Raw genomic sequence first — 14,397 nt, 5'->3', positions numbered from 1 at the left:
CGTGTTATCCTTGACTGATAAGAATATTTCTATAATTATGTCACAATTAGAACGACTACAAAAAATGGCAGAAGATGAGCTAACTGAGTACAGCACTGATGCCCGGAAGATGGAAAAACTACGCCGTAAGATAGGTTTATCCGTATCTTTTGCGGAACAGCGACAAATCAAAGAAGCATTATTAGCTACAATGGAATCTAGCACAATTGCTGGAATAGTAGAAGAGCAAAGACAAACAGTAGCTTTACCTTTTTGGGGAATTGCGGGCTTGGGGTTGTTATTTGGAATTTCTCTCAATCAGCCCATAGCCTTGTTAGCGGCTGTAGCTGGTACTGTTGCAGCTTATAGAATTCAAAAATGGGGTTGGCAATTACAAGCAAAACGTCTATTGTTACGGACATTAGAAGATATTGAAGCACGTATCGCTCAACCAAATAAGTAATTTTCTCTATGGTTATGTATAAACTAAAAATGCAGGATCAAGAACCTGCTCAATATTGAAAGGACACTCATTAGGAAAAGTTTCTACTGGTTTGTGAGTCTCCTTTGCAGCATCTCGCACCGCGCGGCGATAATATTTCTCTATCCACTCCCAGTCTTTAAGCAAACGTTGCAAACTAGGAGTATCTTCTAAGCAATCTTGTATTTTGTCTCGACAGTTTGAGATTATATTGTCCCAACTTTTAGTTCTGCGTTCTGGTTGATACTGGCATTTGAGTAAGTGTATCAAAAGCACTTGTAGGTAACTTCCCAGTTCTTTTTTTTCACTACGACCCAAAGCCTCTATTTCCTCCACCAAGTTTTCAATATCTAATTCAGCCCAGCACCCCTTTTTTAGACTCTCAGCTTGTTGCTGTGTCCATAGGATAAAGTCCTGATTGTAGAGGATTTCTTGACTCATCAATGGTTTCTCCCCTTTGCTTCCAGCAACATCTCTCATATTTTCGCCTAATCTAGTACTGCTGTGCAATTATCTCGATTTAACTTGTCAGCTTAGTTGGTAATATAGATTACTAAAATAATATCTAGAGAAGGTTCCTTACATTGATAAACTAACAATTATTGCTGGTGTGTGATTGGTTATTACTAAAAAACCATTGAAGGAGATAGAGATGATGACAAAGTATGATAAAGTATTTAATTCAAAAGAAACCTCAGAAGAATCACTGAGTCCTGAAGAAGCGGTAGCGGCTATAGCTGTGATTACGGCAATAGTTGATTCTTCCATGGAAGACTTAGATACAGAAAGTTTGATTGATATTCTTTGGGAATTCGAGGTTTTTGATGAATACTCAGAAGAGGAAATGATAGAGATAGTTGATAGACTAGTAGCGATCGCACAAGATGAAGGACTAGGATCACTATTTAACACTGCATACGCAAGCCTCTCAGACGAAATCGTACTAGATGGCTTTGCGGCTGGGGTCATCATGCTTTTAGATGACGAAGACTTGACTATCCCCACACAAAAACAGCCTTATATCAAACAGCTACAGCAAGCTTTAGAACTAGAAGACGAAGAAGCAGAGGAAATTATTAAAGAAGTCATAGCTGCAATTGAAGAAGCAGAAAATGATGAATATGCAGCAGAAGAATCCGAAGCAGTAATATTTAATGACCTTGGACAGCAGATATATAAATCACCTTTAGATAATTTTACAGTTCCCATTCCAGTTAACCCAGAACAGGGGGGGAAAATTCAAAGTCAAGAAGGAATAGTCGGTTTTTCTGATGATATTGGTACTTTGCTCAGAATTGATTATTATCCTCTGCCTCCAGAATATTTAGAGGAAATGAAATTTCAAGGGCAAGAAAAATATTTCCACTCAATTATCATCGAAAAGTATGTGCCTCAGGCAATATTTGCCAATGTTCAAGGTTCAGAAATTAAATACGCCGAATATCTAGAAGATATTTTAAATGGATATTACTATGTATTAGTTGATATGCCTAAAGGCTCAACAATTTCCAAGCAAGGAAATAACGGAAGTGCGATTAGATTAGATGCCTATCGAGGATTACTGGCTTTTATTAGTGGGGAATTTTTGTATATAGTTAGTAGTCAGCGCAGCTTTTTTGAAGGTAATATTCCCGGTTCTATTAAAAAGGAAGCTGAAGAAATTAAGCAGCATATTTTAGAGTTTATAGAGACAATGGAATTTAGCTAAATAGGAACTTTTGCAGTCGTAATTTAGAGGATGTTTGTAAAGTTCACCAATATCAATTACCATTACTTCAAAACATCTCTCAAAATGCCGGGCAACTGGAATAATACCAATGATTAACCCCTACGACTTTGAAGATGATGACTTCGACATTGAGAATGAGGATTTATTGCCTATGAATCCCGTAAGCAAAATGACCGAAGGCGAGAAGCTACAGCGCTTTAAACGCTTTTTTGACAGCAGTACCCGCTCTATGTTACAAGACTGTCTTTTTCGGATTGTCAACTATGAAGATGGCACCGGCACTTTAGAAATACTTTGTCCAAATGAAATTGTCCGTCAACGTCTATCCAAAAAGAAGCGTAAAATTACCAATAACATTAATGGCTGTTGGAGTCATATCAGGTGGTTTTCCTTATGTATCCAGGAGAATGGACAGTTAGATTGTCAAACTTTTAACCGTAATGGCGATCGCTTTTGAAACCTTGACACGATATAGATTTCAGGGTTAATTAACAATAACTAATTAGTCTTTGTGGGTTCAAACGTGTTGAATGTTAAGATTTTGAATATCTTTCTCAAATTGTGAATTAGCATTGGTGATACCAAAATTTGAGTAATTAATGACTCTATTCTCAATAGAGAGGGTATTTTTTACCTGGACAAAACACAAAAAATATCAAATTTTGTTGTAATATTCAACTGTTTTCGCACAGTGTTGCGTAAGCCATTAACTGTGGTTTTGAGTGTGATAGAGATTTAAATACTAGTATTAATTGTAAAATAAAAAGCGGTCAGATTGACCGTGTTATTATATAGACTGGATAGTGCCAACACTTCCAGGATGAAACAGGAAGAGAAACAGACAATTGCTAGTTTTTTTTGTATCAGAGAAAATTATGTCTACCAATCCACAAAACCTAATCGTCACAAAATCCACACCAGTCAAAGCTGATCTTGGCATATACGTTCCTATTGATCAGATTTACACCTATACCTACGATACCAATGGCAATCAGACTTCAGTAAAATCTGATTACAATGCTGATGGCACAATCGACTCTATCACCACCTATACCTACGATGCCAATGGCAATCAGACTTCAGTCAACTATGACACAAATGGTGATGGCACAATCGACTCTACCTACACCTCCACTTACAATGCCAATGGCAACCTGATTTCACAAATATCTGATTACAATGCTGATGGCACGCCAGATTATATCTACACCTCCACTTACAATGCCAATGGCAACCTGACTTCACAAATATCTGATTACAATGCTGATGGCACGCCAGATTATATCTACACCTCCACTTACAATGCCAATGGCAACCTGACTTCACAAATATCTGATTACAATGCTGATGGCACGCCAGATTTCATCAGTATCTTCACTTATAATGCCAATGGTAATCAGACTTCACAAACATCTGACACAAATGGTGATGGCACGCCGGATTATATCACCACCTACACCTACGATGCCAATGGCAACCTGATTTCACAAACATCTGATTACAATGCTGATGGCACGCCAGATTATATCTACACCTCCACTTATAATGCTAATGGCAATCAGACTTCGGTCAACTCTGACACCAATGGTGATGGCACAATCGACTCTACCTACACCTCCACTTACAATGCCAATGGCAACCTGATTTCACAAATATCTGATTACAATGCTGATGGCACGCCAGATTATATCTACACCTCCACTTACAATGCCAATGGCAACCTGACTTCAGTAAACTCTGACACAAATGGTGATGGCACGCCAGATTATATCGACACCTATACCTACGATGCTAATGGCAACCTGATTTCACAAATATCTGATTACAATGCTGATGGCACACCAGATTTTATCACTGCCTACACTTATAATGCCAATGGCAATGCCAAGAGCAATCTGGCTTCACAAAGCTATGACTACAATGGCGATGGCACGCCGGATTATATCACCACCTACACCTACGATGCCAATGGCAATCAGACTTCAGTAAACTCTGACACCAATGCTGATGGCACGGTAGATTATACCGACACCTACACCTACGATGGTAATGGCAACCTGATTTCACAAATATCTGACTACAATGCTGATGGCACGCCAGATTATATCTACACCTCCACTTACGATGCCAATGGCAACCTAACTTCAGAAAGCTATGATTACAACGGTAACATCATTCCTGAATACAGATATCTCTATGATGTGAATGGCAATGTCACCAAATTGCTTAACAATGTAGTGGAAACAACCCAATTCATCACCGGTACTAATCGCAAAGATTCGTTATTCGGTTCTGATGGCATTGATAATATTTCTGGTGGTAATGGCAAAGATAAACTGTTTGGCTTAAAGGGTAATGACGTTCTCAATGGTGATAATGGTGCTGATCTCCTAGTGGGCGGTGCAGGGGCTGATGTCCTCACAGGTGGGAAGGGTGCAGACACATTCCGCTACAAGGATTTGAGCGATTCCCTATTAAGCAGTTACGACAAGATCACCGATTTTAAGATTGGTAAAGATAGGATTGATGGTATTAATGCCGTTTCTAAACGAAATGTGTTTGACGGAGGCACGGTTAAAAGCTTGATTGCTACTGATATTCAAGCAGTGTTAACTAATAGTTCTTTTGCTGCTAATGGTGCAGCTACTTTTACTTTGGGTAGTGGTGCAACTCAACAAACATTTGTAGCGATTAATGATGACATTGCTGGCTTCTCTGCTGCTACCGACTCCATTATTGAGATTACTGGTTTTAGCGGTAATTTGAATAATCTAAGAATAATCTAGTAATTTTGTAGTTGGACTTAATTTGTTTGTTCTGAGCAAACCAACATTGCTCAGAACAATTAGCGTACTAATTGGGGTATGCATTTGAATAAAATACATCATAGCCCCCCTCATCGCTTGCGGTGTACCAGCGCTGTAGGCGGGTTTCCCACCGTAGGCGACTGGTGAACCCGGAGGGGGTTGGGGATAGTGTTCTTGTATCTCACTCAACCGAGAACCATTATATTCAATTTTCGATATGGATTTTTAGAACCTGAAAAATGCCTAAAAAACAAAAATTTCCCTATTTACTCGGTTCTAAGTGGACAGCACAACAAAAAATTGATGGGTGGCGACATTTTCAAGTTGTTAACCGAAAAAATCAGGGTAAGTGGGTATATGCAGAAATGGTGGCTGCTTGCGATCCTCAAGTCCGCTTTTGGTTGAATGCAAAATTGTTACAAGATAATTCCCAGTGGCACGCCGGTTGGCAATCATTGCAGGAAATCAATGCTGTTGAAAAAAATTAAGATTAAATTAATATTTATATATCAAATTTATGTGTGTCATGATTTAATTAGTTTTTAGATATAAATTTTTTAATTTAATAATTATTTACAACTAACAATTCTTAGCCGAAGCCAGCAGAAGGCATTTTTCATCCAATTAAATCATTCCATGTTGAGTAAATTGCCTGAAAGCATCTATTTATATACTCTCTAAGATTCTTGGGTATAGCCAGCCGTAAGCATTGCTATTTTTATAGTATTAACTGATGGTAATTCTTTTTTGATGAAAAAACAAGCTTATCTGCTGGTTAATAGGCTGCAAATAAATAACTACAAGTGTTTGTAAACAGTTATAAACAGCGAATCTATTTTTTTTGTTTTTTGTAACTATTTTATTAAAAATTTTTTATAAATTTATTTAATAGAACTTTCAAATACTTTTTGAGCTTTATAGGTCTAATTAATTGCTTAAAGTCTTTATATATCTAAATTAAGTTGTCTAACGCCAAATTTCAAATTTATAGCCCCTTTCTTTTCTAGGAAATTTGCACAATAATGACATTCACACCTCACACGTCGCTAATACAGGCTAGGTGAAGGCTGCAAGTTTGAAAAGAAACTATTAAAGAGGCAATCAAAAGTGAAATTAGCAGTTTACGGAAAAGGTGGAATTGGCAAATCAACAACTAGCTGTAACATCTCAGTTGCCCTAGCCAAACGCGGTAAAAAAGTACTACAAATTGGCTGTGACCCTAAACATGACAGCACTTTCACACTTACCGGGTTTCTGATTCCTACAATTATTGACACTCTGCAAGAAAAAGATTACCACTACGAAGATGTTTGGCCCGAAGATGTAATTTACAAAGGCTATGGTGGTGTAGATTGCGTAGAGGCTGGTGGGCCTCCGGCTGGTGCAGGTTGTGGTGGATATGTAGTAGGTGAAACTGTAAAACTACTTAAAGAACTCAATGCTTTTGATGAGTACGATGTAATTTTATTTGACGTACTGGGTGACGTTGTGTGTGGTGGTTTTGCAGCACCACTCAATTATGCCGATTATTGCCTGATTGTTACTGATAATGGCTTTGATGCTTTGTTTGCTGCTAACCGGATTGCAGCTTCAGTCCGTGAGAAAGCACGCACTCACCCACTGCGTTTAGCTGGTTTAATTGGTAATCGCACTGTCAAGCGTGACTTAATTGAGAAATACATCGAAGCAGTACCGATGCCAGTTTTAGAGGTATTACCTCTGATTGAAGATATCCGTGTTTCCCGCGTCAAAGGTAAAACACTGTTTGAAATGGCAGAGTCAGATCCTTCACTGGACTATGTTTGCGACTATTATCTTAGCATTGCTGACCAAATATTGGCACGTCCTGAAGGTGTTGTTCCTAACGATGCTCCAGATAGAGAACTTTTCTCTTTGTTGTCAGATTTTTATCTAAATCCGAGTAAACCACAAGCCACTAATGCAGAAGAGGAACTAGACTTGATGATTGTATAAAACATTTTACCTCGTCAGGATGGGGGGAGACTATGGCATTCTTTAATAGCTTTACGGACTCAATCAAGCAAAAGTGGTTGCAATTCTTTCAGGTGAACCGCGATTGGATTACCCTGCAAATGGCAATAGAATCGGTTTATACCCCCGATGGAGGGAAGCGACCATCTTCGTACCTCATCCTGGGAGTGGTAAATGCGCTAGAACCCAAACTAGCCCAGTTAATGTTTCCCTTTGCTAAATTAAATCCAGATGCTGATACTCTGATTGAAGTATTGGATTTGCATTTTGATCCAGATATTGTCCTTGGAAACCGTTTGAGTCCAACAACAGAACCAAAAAGATACTTGGACGTTTCTGAAGACATCCCTGAAGTGCTAGAAGATATTGCTGAAGATGTTCTGGAAGAGGAACCATCAGCCAGCACTGATTTAAGTGATGTTGGGGAAGAGGACATTGATCAAGAATTCACAATGATCGATGTCACTCAAGTCAATTGGGATGAAAGCAATTCACTGGTAGATGACAATGCTTTCGATGAGATTTCTTTAGCTGATGCAAGCATCCTAGAGGAGTCCGAACCAGCATCCAGTGTAGAAACAGTGGATGAGTTTAGTGGGATTTCCTTTGAGTCTATGACTTTATCGGAAGACAACAATGCGTCTGCGTTAGGTGATTTAAATTTATCTGATGACAATGGGTTTGATGATCTAGGTCAACCGGAAGAGAGCGCATTTCGTGATGTGCTGTCTGATGTCTGGGGTGATGAAAAATCCCTCCAAGAGGGTGAAGAAAATAATGACCTTTTGGGTGAAGAACTGCCATCAGAGGTTTTTGATGAATCAGAAATGGCTCGTCTCTTTCCCAATAATTAATTGTTGAAAGCAGGTGATAGGAGGCAAAAGGCAGGGAGCAGGGAGCAGGGAGCTGAAGAAAGATCAATATTCTTTTCATCTCCCCAATCCCTAGTACCTAGTACCCAGTCCCTAGTCCCCAATCATCTGCTTTACAAGCTTAAAAAATTAAGGGGAGAATATTAATATGACTGTTGCTCAACAGCCAGAAGCTTTAAATTTTGAATGTGAAACCGGAAATTATCACACTTTTTGTCCTATTAGCTGCGTTGCGTGGTTATATCAAAAAATTGAAGATAGCTTCTTTTTGGTGATTGGAACAAAAACCTGCGGTTACTTCCTGCAAAATGCAATGGGAGTGATGATTTTTGCTGAACCCCGCTATGCAATGGCAGAGTTGGAAGAAGGGGATATTTCGGCACAATTGAATGATTATGAAGAATTAAAACGATTGTGTGAGCAAATTAAGCGCGATCGCAATCCTAGTGTAATTGTCTGGATTGGTACTTGCACCACAGAAATTATTAAAACCGACTTGGAAGGTTTAGCACCCAAGTTAGAAGCTGATTTAGGTATTCCCATTGTTGTCGCCCGTGCTAACGGACTCGACTACGCATTCACCCAAGGAGAGGACACTGTGTTAGCCGCTATGGCTCATCGTTGTCCAGAAAAGTCTCCAGTATCAGAAACTGAAAAAGTTGAGCGCAACGCCATTCAGAAGCTGATGAATTTCGGTAAGAAAAAAGAAGACATCGCCCAAGATGAATCTGAGTATGTAGATCATCCTCCTTTGGTGCTGTTTGGTTCTTTACCTGACCCCGTAGTAACTCAGTTAACCTTGGAACTGAAAAAACAAGGTATTAAAGTTTCTGGTTGGCTACCTGCAAAACGATTTACAGAATTACCTGTGATTGAAGAAGGGTATTATGTCGCTGGTGTGAATCCCTTCCTTAGTCGCACCGCTACAACCTTAATGCGTCGTCGCAAATGCAAACTCATAGGCGCACCATTTCCCATTGGCCCCGACGGAACCCGCGCTTGGATTGAAAAAATCTGCTCAGTGTTTGGAATTACACCCAAGGGTTTAGATGAAAGGGAAGCGCAGATATGGGCTGGTGTAGAAGATTATGTGAAATTGATTCGTGGTAAATCTGTGTTTTTGATGGGTGATAACCTGTTGGAAATTTCTATGGCGCGGTTTTTAATTCGCTGTGGAATGACTGTTCAGGAAATTGGTATTCCTTACATGGATAAACGCTATCAAGCTGCTGAGTTGGCTTTGTTAGAAAAGACTTGTCAGGAAATGAATTCACCTCTACCGACAATTATGGAGAAGCCTGATAATTACAATCAACTTCAACGGATTTATGAGTTGAAACCTGATTTGGTAATTACTGGTATGGCTCATGCTAACCCACTAGAAGCACGGGGTATTAATACTAAGTGGTCTGTGGAGTTTACCTTTGCTCAAATTCACGGTTTTGGTAATACCCGTGACATTTTGGAATTGGTAACTCGTCCTTTAAGAAGGAATAATAATCTGAAGGATTTGGGTTGGGATAAGTTGGTAAGAGAAGAAGCGAAGATTTAAGTTTTTTCGGCAATTTTAAGGACGGACTTTCGGGTTCGTCCTTTTTTTTGTTTTTATCTCACGCAGAGACGCAGAGGCGCGGAGAGAGGAGGAATGTTATAATTAGTGTTATGTTTTTAAGGGTTTAAATTTATGGAAGTTACAAAGTTATATCCTCAAGGACAGATAGTTCTTCCTGAATCTTTACGGGAAGCTTATCATTGGAATGTTGGTCAGGAATTTGTGATTATTGATATGGGTGATGGGATTTTGTTAAAGCCTAAGAATCCTTTTTCAGTAACTAAGTTAGATGATGTAGCAGGTTGTTTAAAATATCACGGTGAACCTGCAACACTTGAAGATATGGATGATGCAATTCGTCAAGGTGTTGAGGAAATGTGGAATGATTGCGATTGATACAAATATAATTATCAGGTTTGTAACTCAAGACGATGAATTACACTTTCAAAAAAGTATGGATGATGCAATTCGTCAAGGTGTTGAGGAAATGTGGAATGATTGCGATTGATACAAATATAATTATCAGGTTTGTAACTCAAGACGATGAATTACACTTTCAAAAAAGTAAGGAAATTTTCCAAACTCACGATGTTTTTATTGCAGATACGGTTATTCTTGAGACTGAATGGGTATTAAGATTTAGATACAAGTTTAAACCCAATGAGATATGTACAGCGTTAAGAAATTTGTTCGGTTTACCTAATGTTCACCTAACTAATCCTAGCTTAATTGCTCAAGTAATTCAATGGCATGAAAATGGTTTAGACTTTGCTGATGCTTTTCATCTAGCCCATACTCAACACTGTTCTCAATTTTACACATTTGATGAAAAGTTTATCAAGAAGTCCAAAGGACTAAATCAGTGTGATGTTCAAAGTCCTTAAAAGTTAATTTTCGAGATTTATTAGCTGAATTTATGATAATTAATTTGGAGTTCTAGGAGAAAAATTCATAAAAATTTGGTCTTACTTAATAGTTTCTGTAGTTTTCTGTAGTGCAATTAATGCTATAATTTTACCTGCAAAAGCTGAGGAAGTTTGTCAAGTGACAGATCCTACAGGTACTCCCCTAAATGTGCGAGATATCCCTAATGGTCGAATCATAAACAAATTGAAAAATGGCAAGGAAGTTTATATTCTTGAAATAACTTATGACAATAAAAGACGACCTTGGGCTAAAATAGGTGGTTATCACAATGGACAGTACAGAATTTGGGGTTGGGTATTTAGAGAATTTGTTAGTTGCTACAATCGCTAATCACACAATATACTAAATTCTAATGAATAGAAAGAGAAAGTTATGAAGCTGAATCTAAATTATAAGGAGATGCCATTTTTACAATATAATCAGCGTAAAAATTTACCAGCGAAACCTGGTATTTATTATGTTGGCAATAGTGATTATCCAGTTATGTATATAGGACTTTCTCATAATTTGAGAAATCGTCACCTGAATCATCATCGTCAGTCAGAATTTGAAGAAATCGAAAATGCTGTTATACGTTATCGAGTTGTCACTGAAGATTTATTAAATAGAATTTCCAACCTTGCAGAAAATCTCAGGAGACTGGAAAAACAAGCTATCAAATATTATCACCCAGAACTCAACAGAAAAGCTGTCACTACTCAGCCTAAGTTATCAGTTGGTGCAGTTTATATTCAAACTCATCAAGTTAAGCAAGCTGGATATTGCTCACATTTTGATGCAGAAGATGGGGAAGAATTAGCAATTAATACAAGTAAAAGTAAACTATCTTTCATAACTAGAGCTATTGAAGCACAACGTCCTATTTTTTTGATAGCATCTGGGAATTATAAAGATTATGTAAATTCAGGTTATCACAATTTATCGGAATTAGCTATCTACAAAAATGAAAAAATTTATATTATTATAAGTTGCTTTATTCCTGATGGCTACGAAGTTGATCATAGTTATGACCTCAGTTATATTGTGTATGGTGGCAATTCTACAATATTTATTAAACCCTACGTTATTCTTAATAATCAACCAGGATTTCAGGAATTTAAAAAAAGCTATTTGACAGTAGGATTTATTAACTGTGAAAAATCTTCATTTGCTCAAATTTTGTTAAACTTAGGGAATTTTCAATTAATTTAGATTATTTAATAAATTAAATGAGTGGAATAGAGAAGCAACTAACTCTAGACACTAGACATATTGCCAAGCATCTCCCAGACACACCACAAATGCAAATATTATTGCAGCGAGAAGGGTTTGTTCATGTTTTTAACGATGAAGCAACAATGCTCAGGGTAGCGCAAGCCATAATAGAAAATGGGGAGTTCACAGGTATCATTCGTAATCATGAACGATATGGACTCTATTTTGCCAGCGCAATTGGCTATAGAATAGATATTAATGGCAGTCAAATTCTTCTGCATTATGGTGAAATAAAAGTCACTGGAGATAATATCATGTCATTCCCCGCACCCGACCTAGCCAATAACTGGCAGTTTACAGAAATATGGGTTGACCCCACCTCTATACCACCCTACATTTTGATGTTGCTTGGTGATGATAAAAATAATTTTTGCATTTTAGATCCTACAGAAAATTACAAGATTATTTTTGCTTGTTCCAGTTATGAAGAAGCAAAACTTTGGCTGCTTGAGGATGAATATGAGCGTGTGGAAGGTCGAGTTCTAGCGGAACAGGTTGCTTAATTTATTCAAATAATAGAGTTAGAATAAAATAAGTACATCTGACTTTATCAGAGTAATTAAAGATTATGCTCAGTGGAATTAAACAAAAGGCTATTGTCGGTAAAGATGGCAAAATCGAACTATCTACCACTGAACTACCACCAGGAACAGTTGTAGAAGTTATTATCCTAGTTGAATCACCTATTGCAGAAGATGAAACTACCTATCTTCTCAAATCAGAAGCTAACAAAAAACATCTGCTCAAAGCTATGGAAAATGTAGACAAAGGTAACTTAGTTTATGTTGATTTAGATGAATATGAGAAAAGTAGCATTTGAACCAGAAGCTTTTGAATAATTAGGTGAGTGGGGAAAGGAGGATAAAAAAGTATTTAAAAAAATCTTGGAATTAATTAAAGATATCCAAAGAGAAGCATTTTCTGGAATAGGTAAACCAGAACCACTAAAATATGAATTGCAAGGTTACTGGTCAAGACGAATTACAGATGAACATAGATTAGTTTACAAAGTTGAAGCAGATTTATTGATTATTCTGTCTTGTAAATATTATTATGATTGATAAAAGATGATTACTGAAAAATACAAAATTGTTTTTGCTTATTTCAGCTATGAAGAAGAAAAATATTAAAACTGCCAAGCTAACCAAAGTATTACTCTTTACACTGTATTTGGATTAACAGCTATAATTCCCTCAGAGGCATAACGGATAAAATCACCTGTATTAAATGTCAGAATATGCGCTATATTATTAGCCTTCATAGTTGCAGCAAGACGCGCATCATGCACTTGAACACCTGATACACCAAATTTCACAACTAATTTACGCCACTCTGGGTAAACTGTAGGTATATCAGATAATAAGGGAAAAATACGCTCAATTAATCTTAACTGTCTATCGGCATCTTTGGGTGTTAAACCAAATCCGTTTTTTGTAGCTGGCCTTGTAGCAACATTCCAAAACTCCGCACAATTCTGGGGAGTAGTTAACATTATATCCCCATTATTCTTCAGCTTTCTAACTGCATTTCTAATCACTAGATTTAATGGATAAGTGCGCTGCACAAGACGCAATAAAATATTCGTATCTACTAAATATTCCACTGTTAAAAATGATCCACATAAATACTTTCACGACTAACAGCATAATCAGACAAAATAGGCGCAGTTGCACCCACACACGCTGCAAAATCATCAGCTAATTCATCTAAAGTAGTTTCAAATTCTTCATGATTTATCAGCAAGTTATGGAAACTCCCTTTACTTTGGCGCTGTGCTTCTTGAATAATTAACTGTTGGAAATATTCACTGGCTGAATTATAACCACCTTCAGCAATTTGTTGTTCAATAAAACTTTTCAGTGATTCAGGTAGAGTAATATTAATATTAGTCATGGTTTTTAACTTAGGTTGAACTAGGTTACTGATATATTAACATTTTACAGTTACAATAAGAGGTAAAAGTTTCATTTTGTCAAAATGTCTGAAAAGTGGTTGTTCAAAGTGTTTTAAAACCAGAACTCAATTTACAGTTATAGATCATTTTTACATTCCTGTTGCCTTTTTGAGTTATACTTTTCTAAGTTAACTTTAAAACAATTATATCTAATGAATAATCAAGTCTTGAAAGAAAAATTACAAGCAATAATTAATAAAATTAAAACTAAAGCTGATGGTTCTCCTGTTACTAATTTAAAGCTGGATCAAAATTTAGCTGAAGAAATTGAACAATTGACAACAGAACTAGAAAATCTTAATCCTAATCCTCAACCTCTCCTCCATGCTACTGCTTTGTTAGATGGTGCTTGGCAACTTCAATACTCCACAGCTAGAGAAATACGTTCTTTAGCTTCCTTACCATTGGGTTTACAGATAGGTAAAGTTTATCAGGTAATTAATGTTGCTAATAAACTGTTTTTTAATCTAGCTCAAGTTAAGCACCCTTTGGGGATAGTATCAGGATATGTGAAAGTAACAGCTAGTTTTGAACCTGCTTTAGATATATCGGGTTTAGTAGATAAACGTATTAATGTTGATTTTGATAAACGTTATTTAGCTATTGAAAAAATTGTGGGTATTGACACACCTCAACTAAATCCATTTAAAGTTGTCACAGCTAATAATCCTCAAGGTAGAATTGCTACTCTCGATATTACTTATTTAGATGAAACTTTAAGAATTGGACGTGGGGGTGATGGAAGTTTATTCATTCTTAATAAAGCCAATGATTTATCTAATTTACCTGCTGAATTGAGGTAATAGCAGGGGGTAAAAAAATGGCAGATACAAATAACTTTGACTAATTT

19 protein-coding genes and 1 pseudogene are annotated in these 14,397 nt (G+C 37.0%); 17 read left to right on the top strand and 3 right to left on the bottom strand.

All coding sequences use genetic code 11. From position 1 onward, the window contains the following. Positions 1–37 precede the first annotated feature (37 nt). A complete protein-coding gene (locus ACOWPH_RS14390; protein ID WP_015216062.1) occupies positions 38–442 on the top strand; it encodes a hypothetical protein in 405 nt (134 codons plus the stop codon). 12 nt (positions 443–454) lie between these two features. Here the strand turns inward: ACOWPH_RS14390 and ACOWPH_RS14385 are convergent, their stop codons facing one another. After that, a complete protein-coding gene (locus tag ACOWPH_RS14385) occupies positions 455–901 on the bottom strand; it encodes a DUF29 domain-containing protein (protein WP_015216061.1) in 447 nt (148 codons plus the stop codon). Between the two features lie 214 nt (positions 902–1,115). Here ACOWPH_RS14385 and ACOWPH_RS14380 point away from each other — a divergent pair, with 214 nt between their 5' ends. From ACOWPH_RS14380 to ACOWPH_RS14310, 15 genes and pseudogenes are all read left to right on the top strand, one after another. Further along, complete coding sequence (locus ACOWPH_RS14380; RefSeq protein ID WP_015216060.1) at positions 1,116–2,168, top strand: hypothetical protein; 1,053 nt, start codon at positions 1,116–1,118, stop codon at positions 2,166–2,168. A 109-nt stretch (positions 2,169–2,277) separates the two neighbouring features. After that, entirely contained in the window at positions 2,278–2,646 is a 369-nt protein-coding gene (locus ACOWPH_RS14375; RefSeq protein WP_015216059.1) for a hypothetical protein, read from the top strand. 418 nt (positions 2,647–3,064) lie between these two features. Then, positions 3,065–4,975: a bluetail domain-containing putative surface protein gene (locus ACOWPH_RS14370; protein ID WP_171815807.1), complete on the top strand. Its 1,911-nt coding sequence runs from the start codon at positions 3,065–3,067 to the stop codon at positions 4,973–4,975. 260 nt (positions 4,976–5,235) lie between these two features. Next, positions 5,236–5,484 carry a TIGR02450 family Trp-rich protein gene (locus ACOWPH_RS14365; RefSeq protein WP_015216057.1) on the top strand — a complete coding sequence of 83 codons (249 nt, stop codon included), beginning with the start codon at positions 5,236–5,238 and terminating at the stop codon, positions 5,482–5,484. Positions 5,485–6,103: 619 nt separating this feature from the next. After that, positions 6,104–6,970, top strand: a complete 867-nt coding sequence (bchL, locus tag ACOWPH_RS14360) for a ferredoxin:protochlorophyllide reductase (ATP-dependent) iron-sulfur ATP-binding protein (RefSeq protein WP_015216056.1) — start codon at positions 6,104–6,106, stop codon at positions 6,968–6,970. 32 nt (positions 6,971–7,002) lie between these two features. Further along, positions 7,003–7,842 carry a DUF5331 domain-containing protein gene (locus ACOWPH_RS14355; RefSeq protein ID WP_015216055.1) on the top strand — a complete coding sequence of 280 codons (840 nt, stop codon included), beginning with the start codon at positions 7,003–7,005 and terminating at the stop codon, positions 7,840–7,842. A 166-nt stretch (positions 7,843–8,008) separates the two neighbouring features. After that, a complete protein-coding gene (locus ACOWPH_RS14350) occupies positions 8,009–9,412 on the top strand; it encodes a ferredoxin:protochlorophyllide reductase (ATP-dependent) subunit N (RefSeq protein ID WP_015216054.1) in 1,404 nt (467 codons plus the stop codon). Positions 9,413–9,544: 132 nt separating this feature from the next. Continuing rightward, complete coding sequence (locus ACOWPH_RS14345) at positions 9,545–9,808, top strand: AbrB/MazE/SpoVT family DNA-binding domain-containing protein (protein ID WP_015216053.1); 264 nt, start codon at positions 9,545–9,547, stop codon at positions 9,806–9,808. Next, complete coding sequence (locus ACOWPH_RS14340; RefSeq protein ID WP_015216052.1) at positions 9,795–9,920, top strand: hypothetical protein; 126 nt, start codon at positions 9,795–9,797, stop codon at positions 9,918–9,920. Before ACOWPH_RS14345 ends, ACOWPH_RS14340 begins: the two co-directional genes overlap by 14 nt. Then, positions 9,907–10,296 carry a type II toxin-antitoxin system VapC family toxin gene (locus ACOWPH_RS14335; protein ID WP_015216051.1) on the top strand — a complete coding sequence of 130 codons (390 nt, stop codon included), beginning with the start codon at positions 9,907–9,909 and terminating at the stop codon, positions 10,294–10,296. The genes ACOWPH_RS14340 and ACOWPH_RS14335 overlap by 14 nt, the downstream gene beginning before the upstream one ends. A gap of 160 nt (positions 10,297–10,456) precedes the next feature. Further along, positions 10,457–10,669: an SH3 domain-containing protein gene (locus tag ACOWPH_RS14330; RefSeq protein WP_199327375.1), complete on the top strand. Its 213-nt coding sequence runs from the start codon at positions 10,457–10,459 to the stop codon at positions 10,667–10,669. Between the two features lie 42 nt (positions 10,670–10,711). Next, positions 10,712–11,530 carry an Excinuclease ABC C subunit domain protein gene (locus tag ACOWPH_RS14325; RefSeq protein WP_015216049.1) on the top strand — a complete coding sequence of 273 codons (819 nt, stop codon included), beginning with the start codon at positions 10,712–10,714 and terminating at the stop codon, positions 11,528–11,530. 17 nt (positions 11,531–11,547) lie between these two features. Further along, a complete protein-coding gene (locus ACOWPH_RS14320; protein ID WP_015216048.1) occupies positions 11,548–12,096 on the top strand; it encodes a DUF6972 family protein in 549 nt (182 codons plus the stop codon). Between the two features lie 65 nt (positions 12,097–12,161). Beyond that, a complete protein-coding gene (locus tag ACOWPH_RS14315; RefSeq protein WP_015216047.1) occupies positions 12,162–12,413 on the top strand; it encodes a hypothetical protein in 252 nt (83 codons plus the stop codon). Continuing rightward, positions 12,394–12,654, top strand: a pseudogene (locus ACOWPH_RS14310) (Txe/YoeB family addiction module toxin). The gene ACOWPH_RS14315 and the pseudogene ACOWPH_RS14310 overlap by 20 nt, the downstream one beginning before the upstream one ends. 98 nt (positions 12,655–12,752) lie before the next feature. Here ACOWPH_RS14310 and ACOWPH_RS14305 read toward each other — a convergent pair. Together ACOWPH_RS14305 and ACOWPH_RS14300 are read right to left on the bottom strand one after the other, a co-directional pair. After that, a complete protein-coding gene (locus tag ACOWPH_RS14305; protein WP_015216046.1) occupies positions 12,753–13,196 on the bottom strand; it encodes a type II toxin-antitoxin system VapC family toxin in 444 nt (147 codons plus the stop codon). Between the two features lie 2 nt (positions 13,197–13,198). Next, on the bottom strand, positions 13,199–13,486 hold the full coding sequence (locus ACOWPH_RS14300) for a type II toxin-antitoxin system ParD family antitoxin (RefSeq protein ID WP_015216045.1): 288 nt from the start codon (positions 13,484–13,486) through the stop codon (positions 13,199–13,201). A 213-nt stretch (positions 13,487–13,699) separates the two neighbouring features. Between ACOWPH_RS14300 and ACOWPH_RS14295 the strand changes: the two genes are divergently transcribed. Next, positions 13,700–14,350, top strand: coding sequence for a PAP/fibrillin family protein (locus ACOWPH_RS14295; RefSeq protein ID WP_015216044.1), 651 nt, complete (start codon positions 13,700–13,702; stop codon positions 14,348–14,350). Positions 14,351–14,397: the final 47 nt, after the last annotated feature.

This window comes from Anabaena sp. PCC 7938, from assembly GCF_049315035.1.
Classification (GTDB): Bacteria; Cyanobacteriota; Cyanobacteriia; order Cyanobacteriales; family Nostocaceae; genus Anabaena; species Anabaena cylindrica.
The sequence above is the reverse complement of the archived record's forward strand: the minus strand, read 5'-3'. Positions and strand labels throughout refer to the sequence as shown.

Coding starts and splice junctions, on each gene's coding strand:
- ACOWPH_RS14390 (WP_015216062.1), top strand. CDS start 38: ATGTCACAATTAGAACGACTACAAAAAATGGCAGAAGATGAGCTAACT.
- ACOWPH_RS14385 (WP_015216061.1), bottom strand. CDS start 901: ATGAGTCAAGAAATCCTCTACAATCAGGACTTTATCCTATGGACACAG.
- ACOWPH_RS14380 (WP_015216060.1), top strand. CDS start 1,116: ATGACAAAGTATGATAAAGTATTTAATTCAAAAGAAACCTCAGAAGAA.
- ACOWPH_RS14375 (WP_015216059.1), top strand. CDS start 2,278: ATGATTAACCCCTACGACTTTGAAGATGATGACTTCGACATTGAGAAT.
- ACOWPH_RS14370 (WP_171815807.1), top strand. CDS start 3,065: ATGTCTACCAATCCACAAAACCTAATCGTCACAAAATCCACACCAGTC.
- ACOWPH_RS14365 (WP_015216057.1), top strand. CDS start 5,236: ATGCCTAAAAAACAAAAATTTCCCTATTTACTCGGTTCTAAGTGGACA.
- ACOWPH_RS14355 (WP_015216055.1), top strand. CDS start 7,003: ATGGCATTCTTTAATAGCTTTACGGACTCAATCAAGCAAAAGTGGTTG.
- ACOWPH_RS14350 (WP_015216054.1), top strand. CDS start 8,009: ATGACTGTTGCTCAACAGCCAGAAGCTTTAAATTTTGAATGTGAAACC.
- ACOWPH_RS14345 (WP_015216053.1), top strand. CDS start 9,545: ATGGAAGTTACAAAGTTATATCCTCAAGGACAGATAGTTCTTCCTGAA.
- ACOWPH_RS14340 (WP_015216052.1), top strand. CDS start 9,795: ATGATTGCGATTGATACAAATATAATTATCAGGTTTGTAACTCAAGAC.
- ACOWPH_RS14335 (WP_015216051.1), top strand. CDS start 9,907: ATGATTGCGATTGATACAAATATAATTATCAGGTTTGTAACTCAAGAC.
- ACOWPH_RS14325 (WP_015216049.1), top strand. CDS start 10,712: ATGAAGCTGAATCTAAATTATAAGGAGATGCCATTTTTACAATATAAT.
- ACOWPH_RS14320 (WP_015216048.1), top strand. CDS start 11,548: ATGAGTGGAATAGAGAAGCAACTAACTCTAGACACTAGACATATTGCC.
- ACOWPH_RS14315 (WP_015216047.1), top strand. CDS start 12,162: ATGCTCAGTGGAATTAAACAAAAGGCTATTGTCGGTAAAGATGGCAAA.
- ACOWPH_RS14300 (WP_015216045.1), bottom strand. CDS start 13,486: ATGACTAATATTAATATTACTCTACCTGAATCACTGAAAAGTTTTATT.
- ACOWPH_RS14295 (WP_015216044.1), top strand. CDS start 13,700: ATGAATAATCAAGTCTTGAAAGAAAAATTACAAGCAATAATTAATAAA.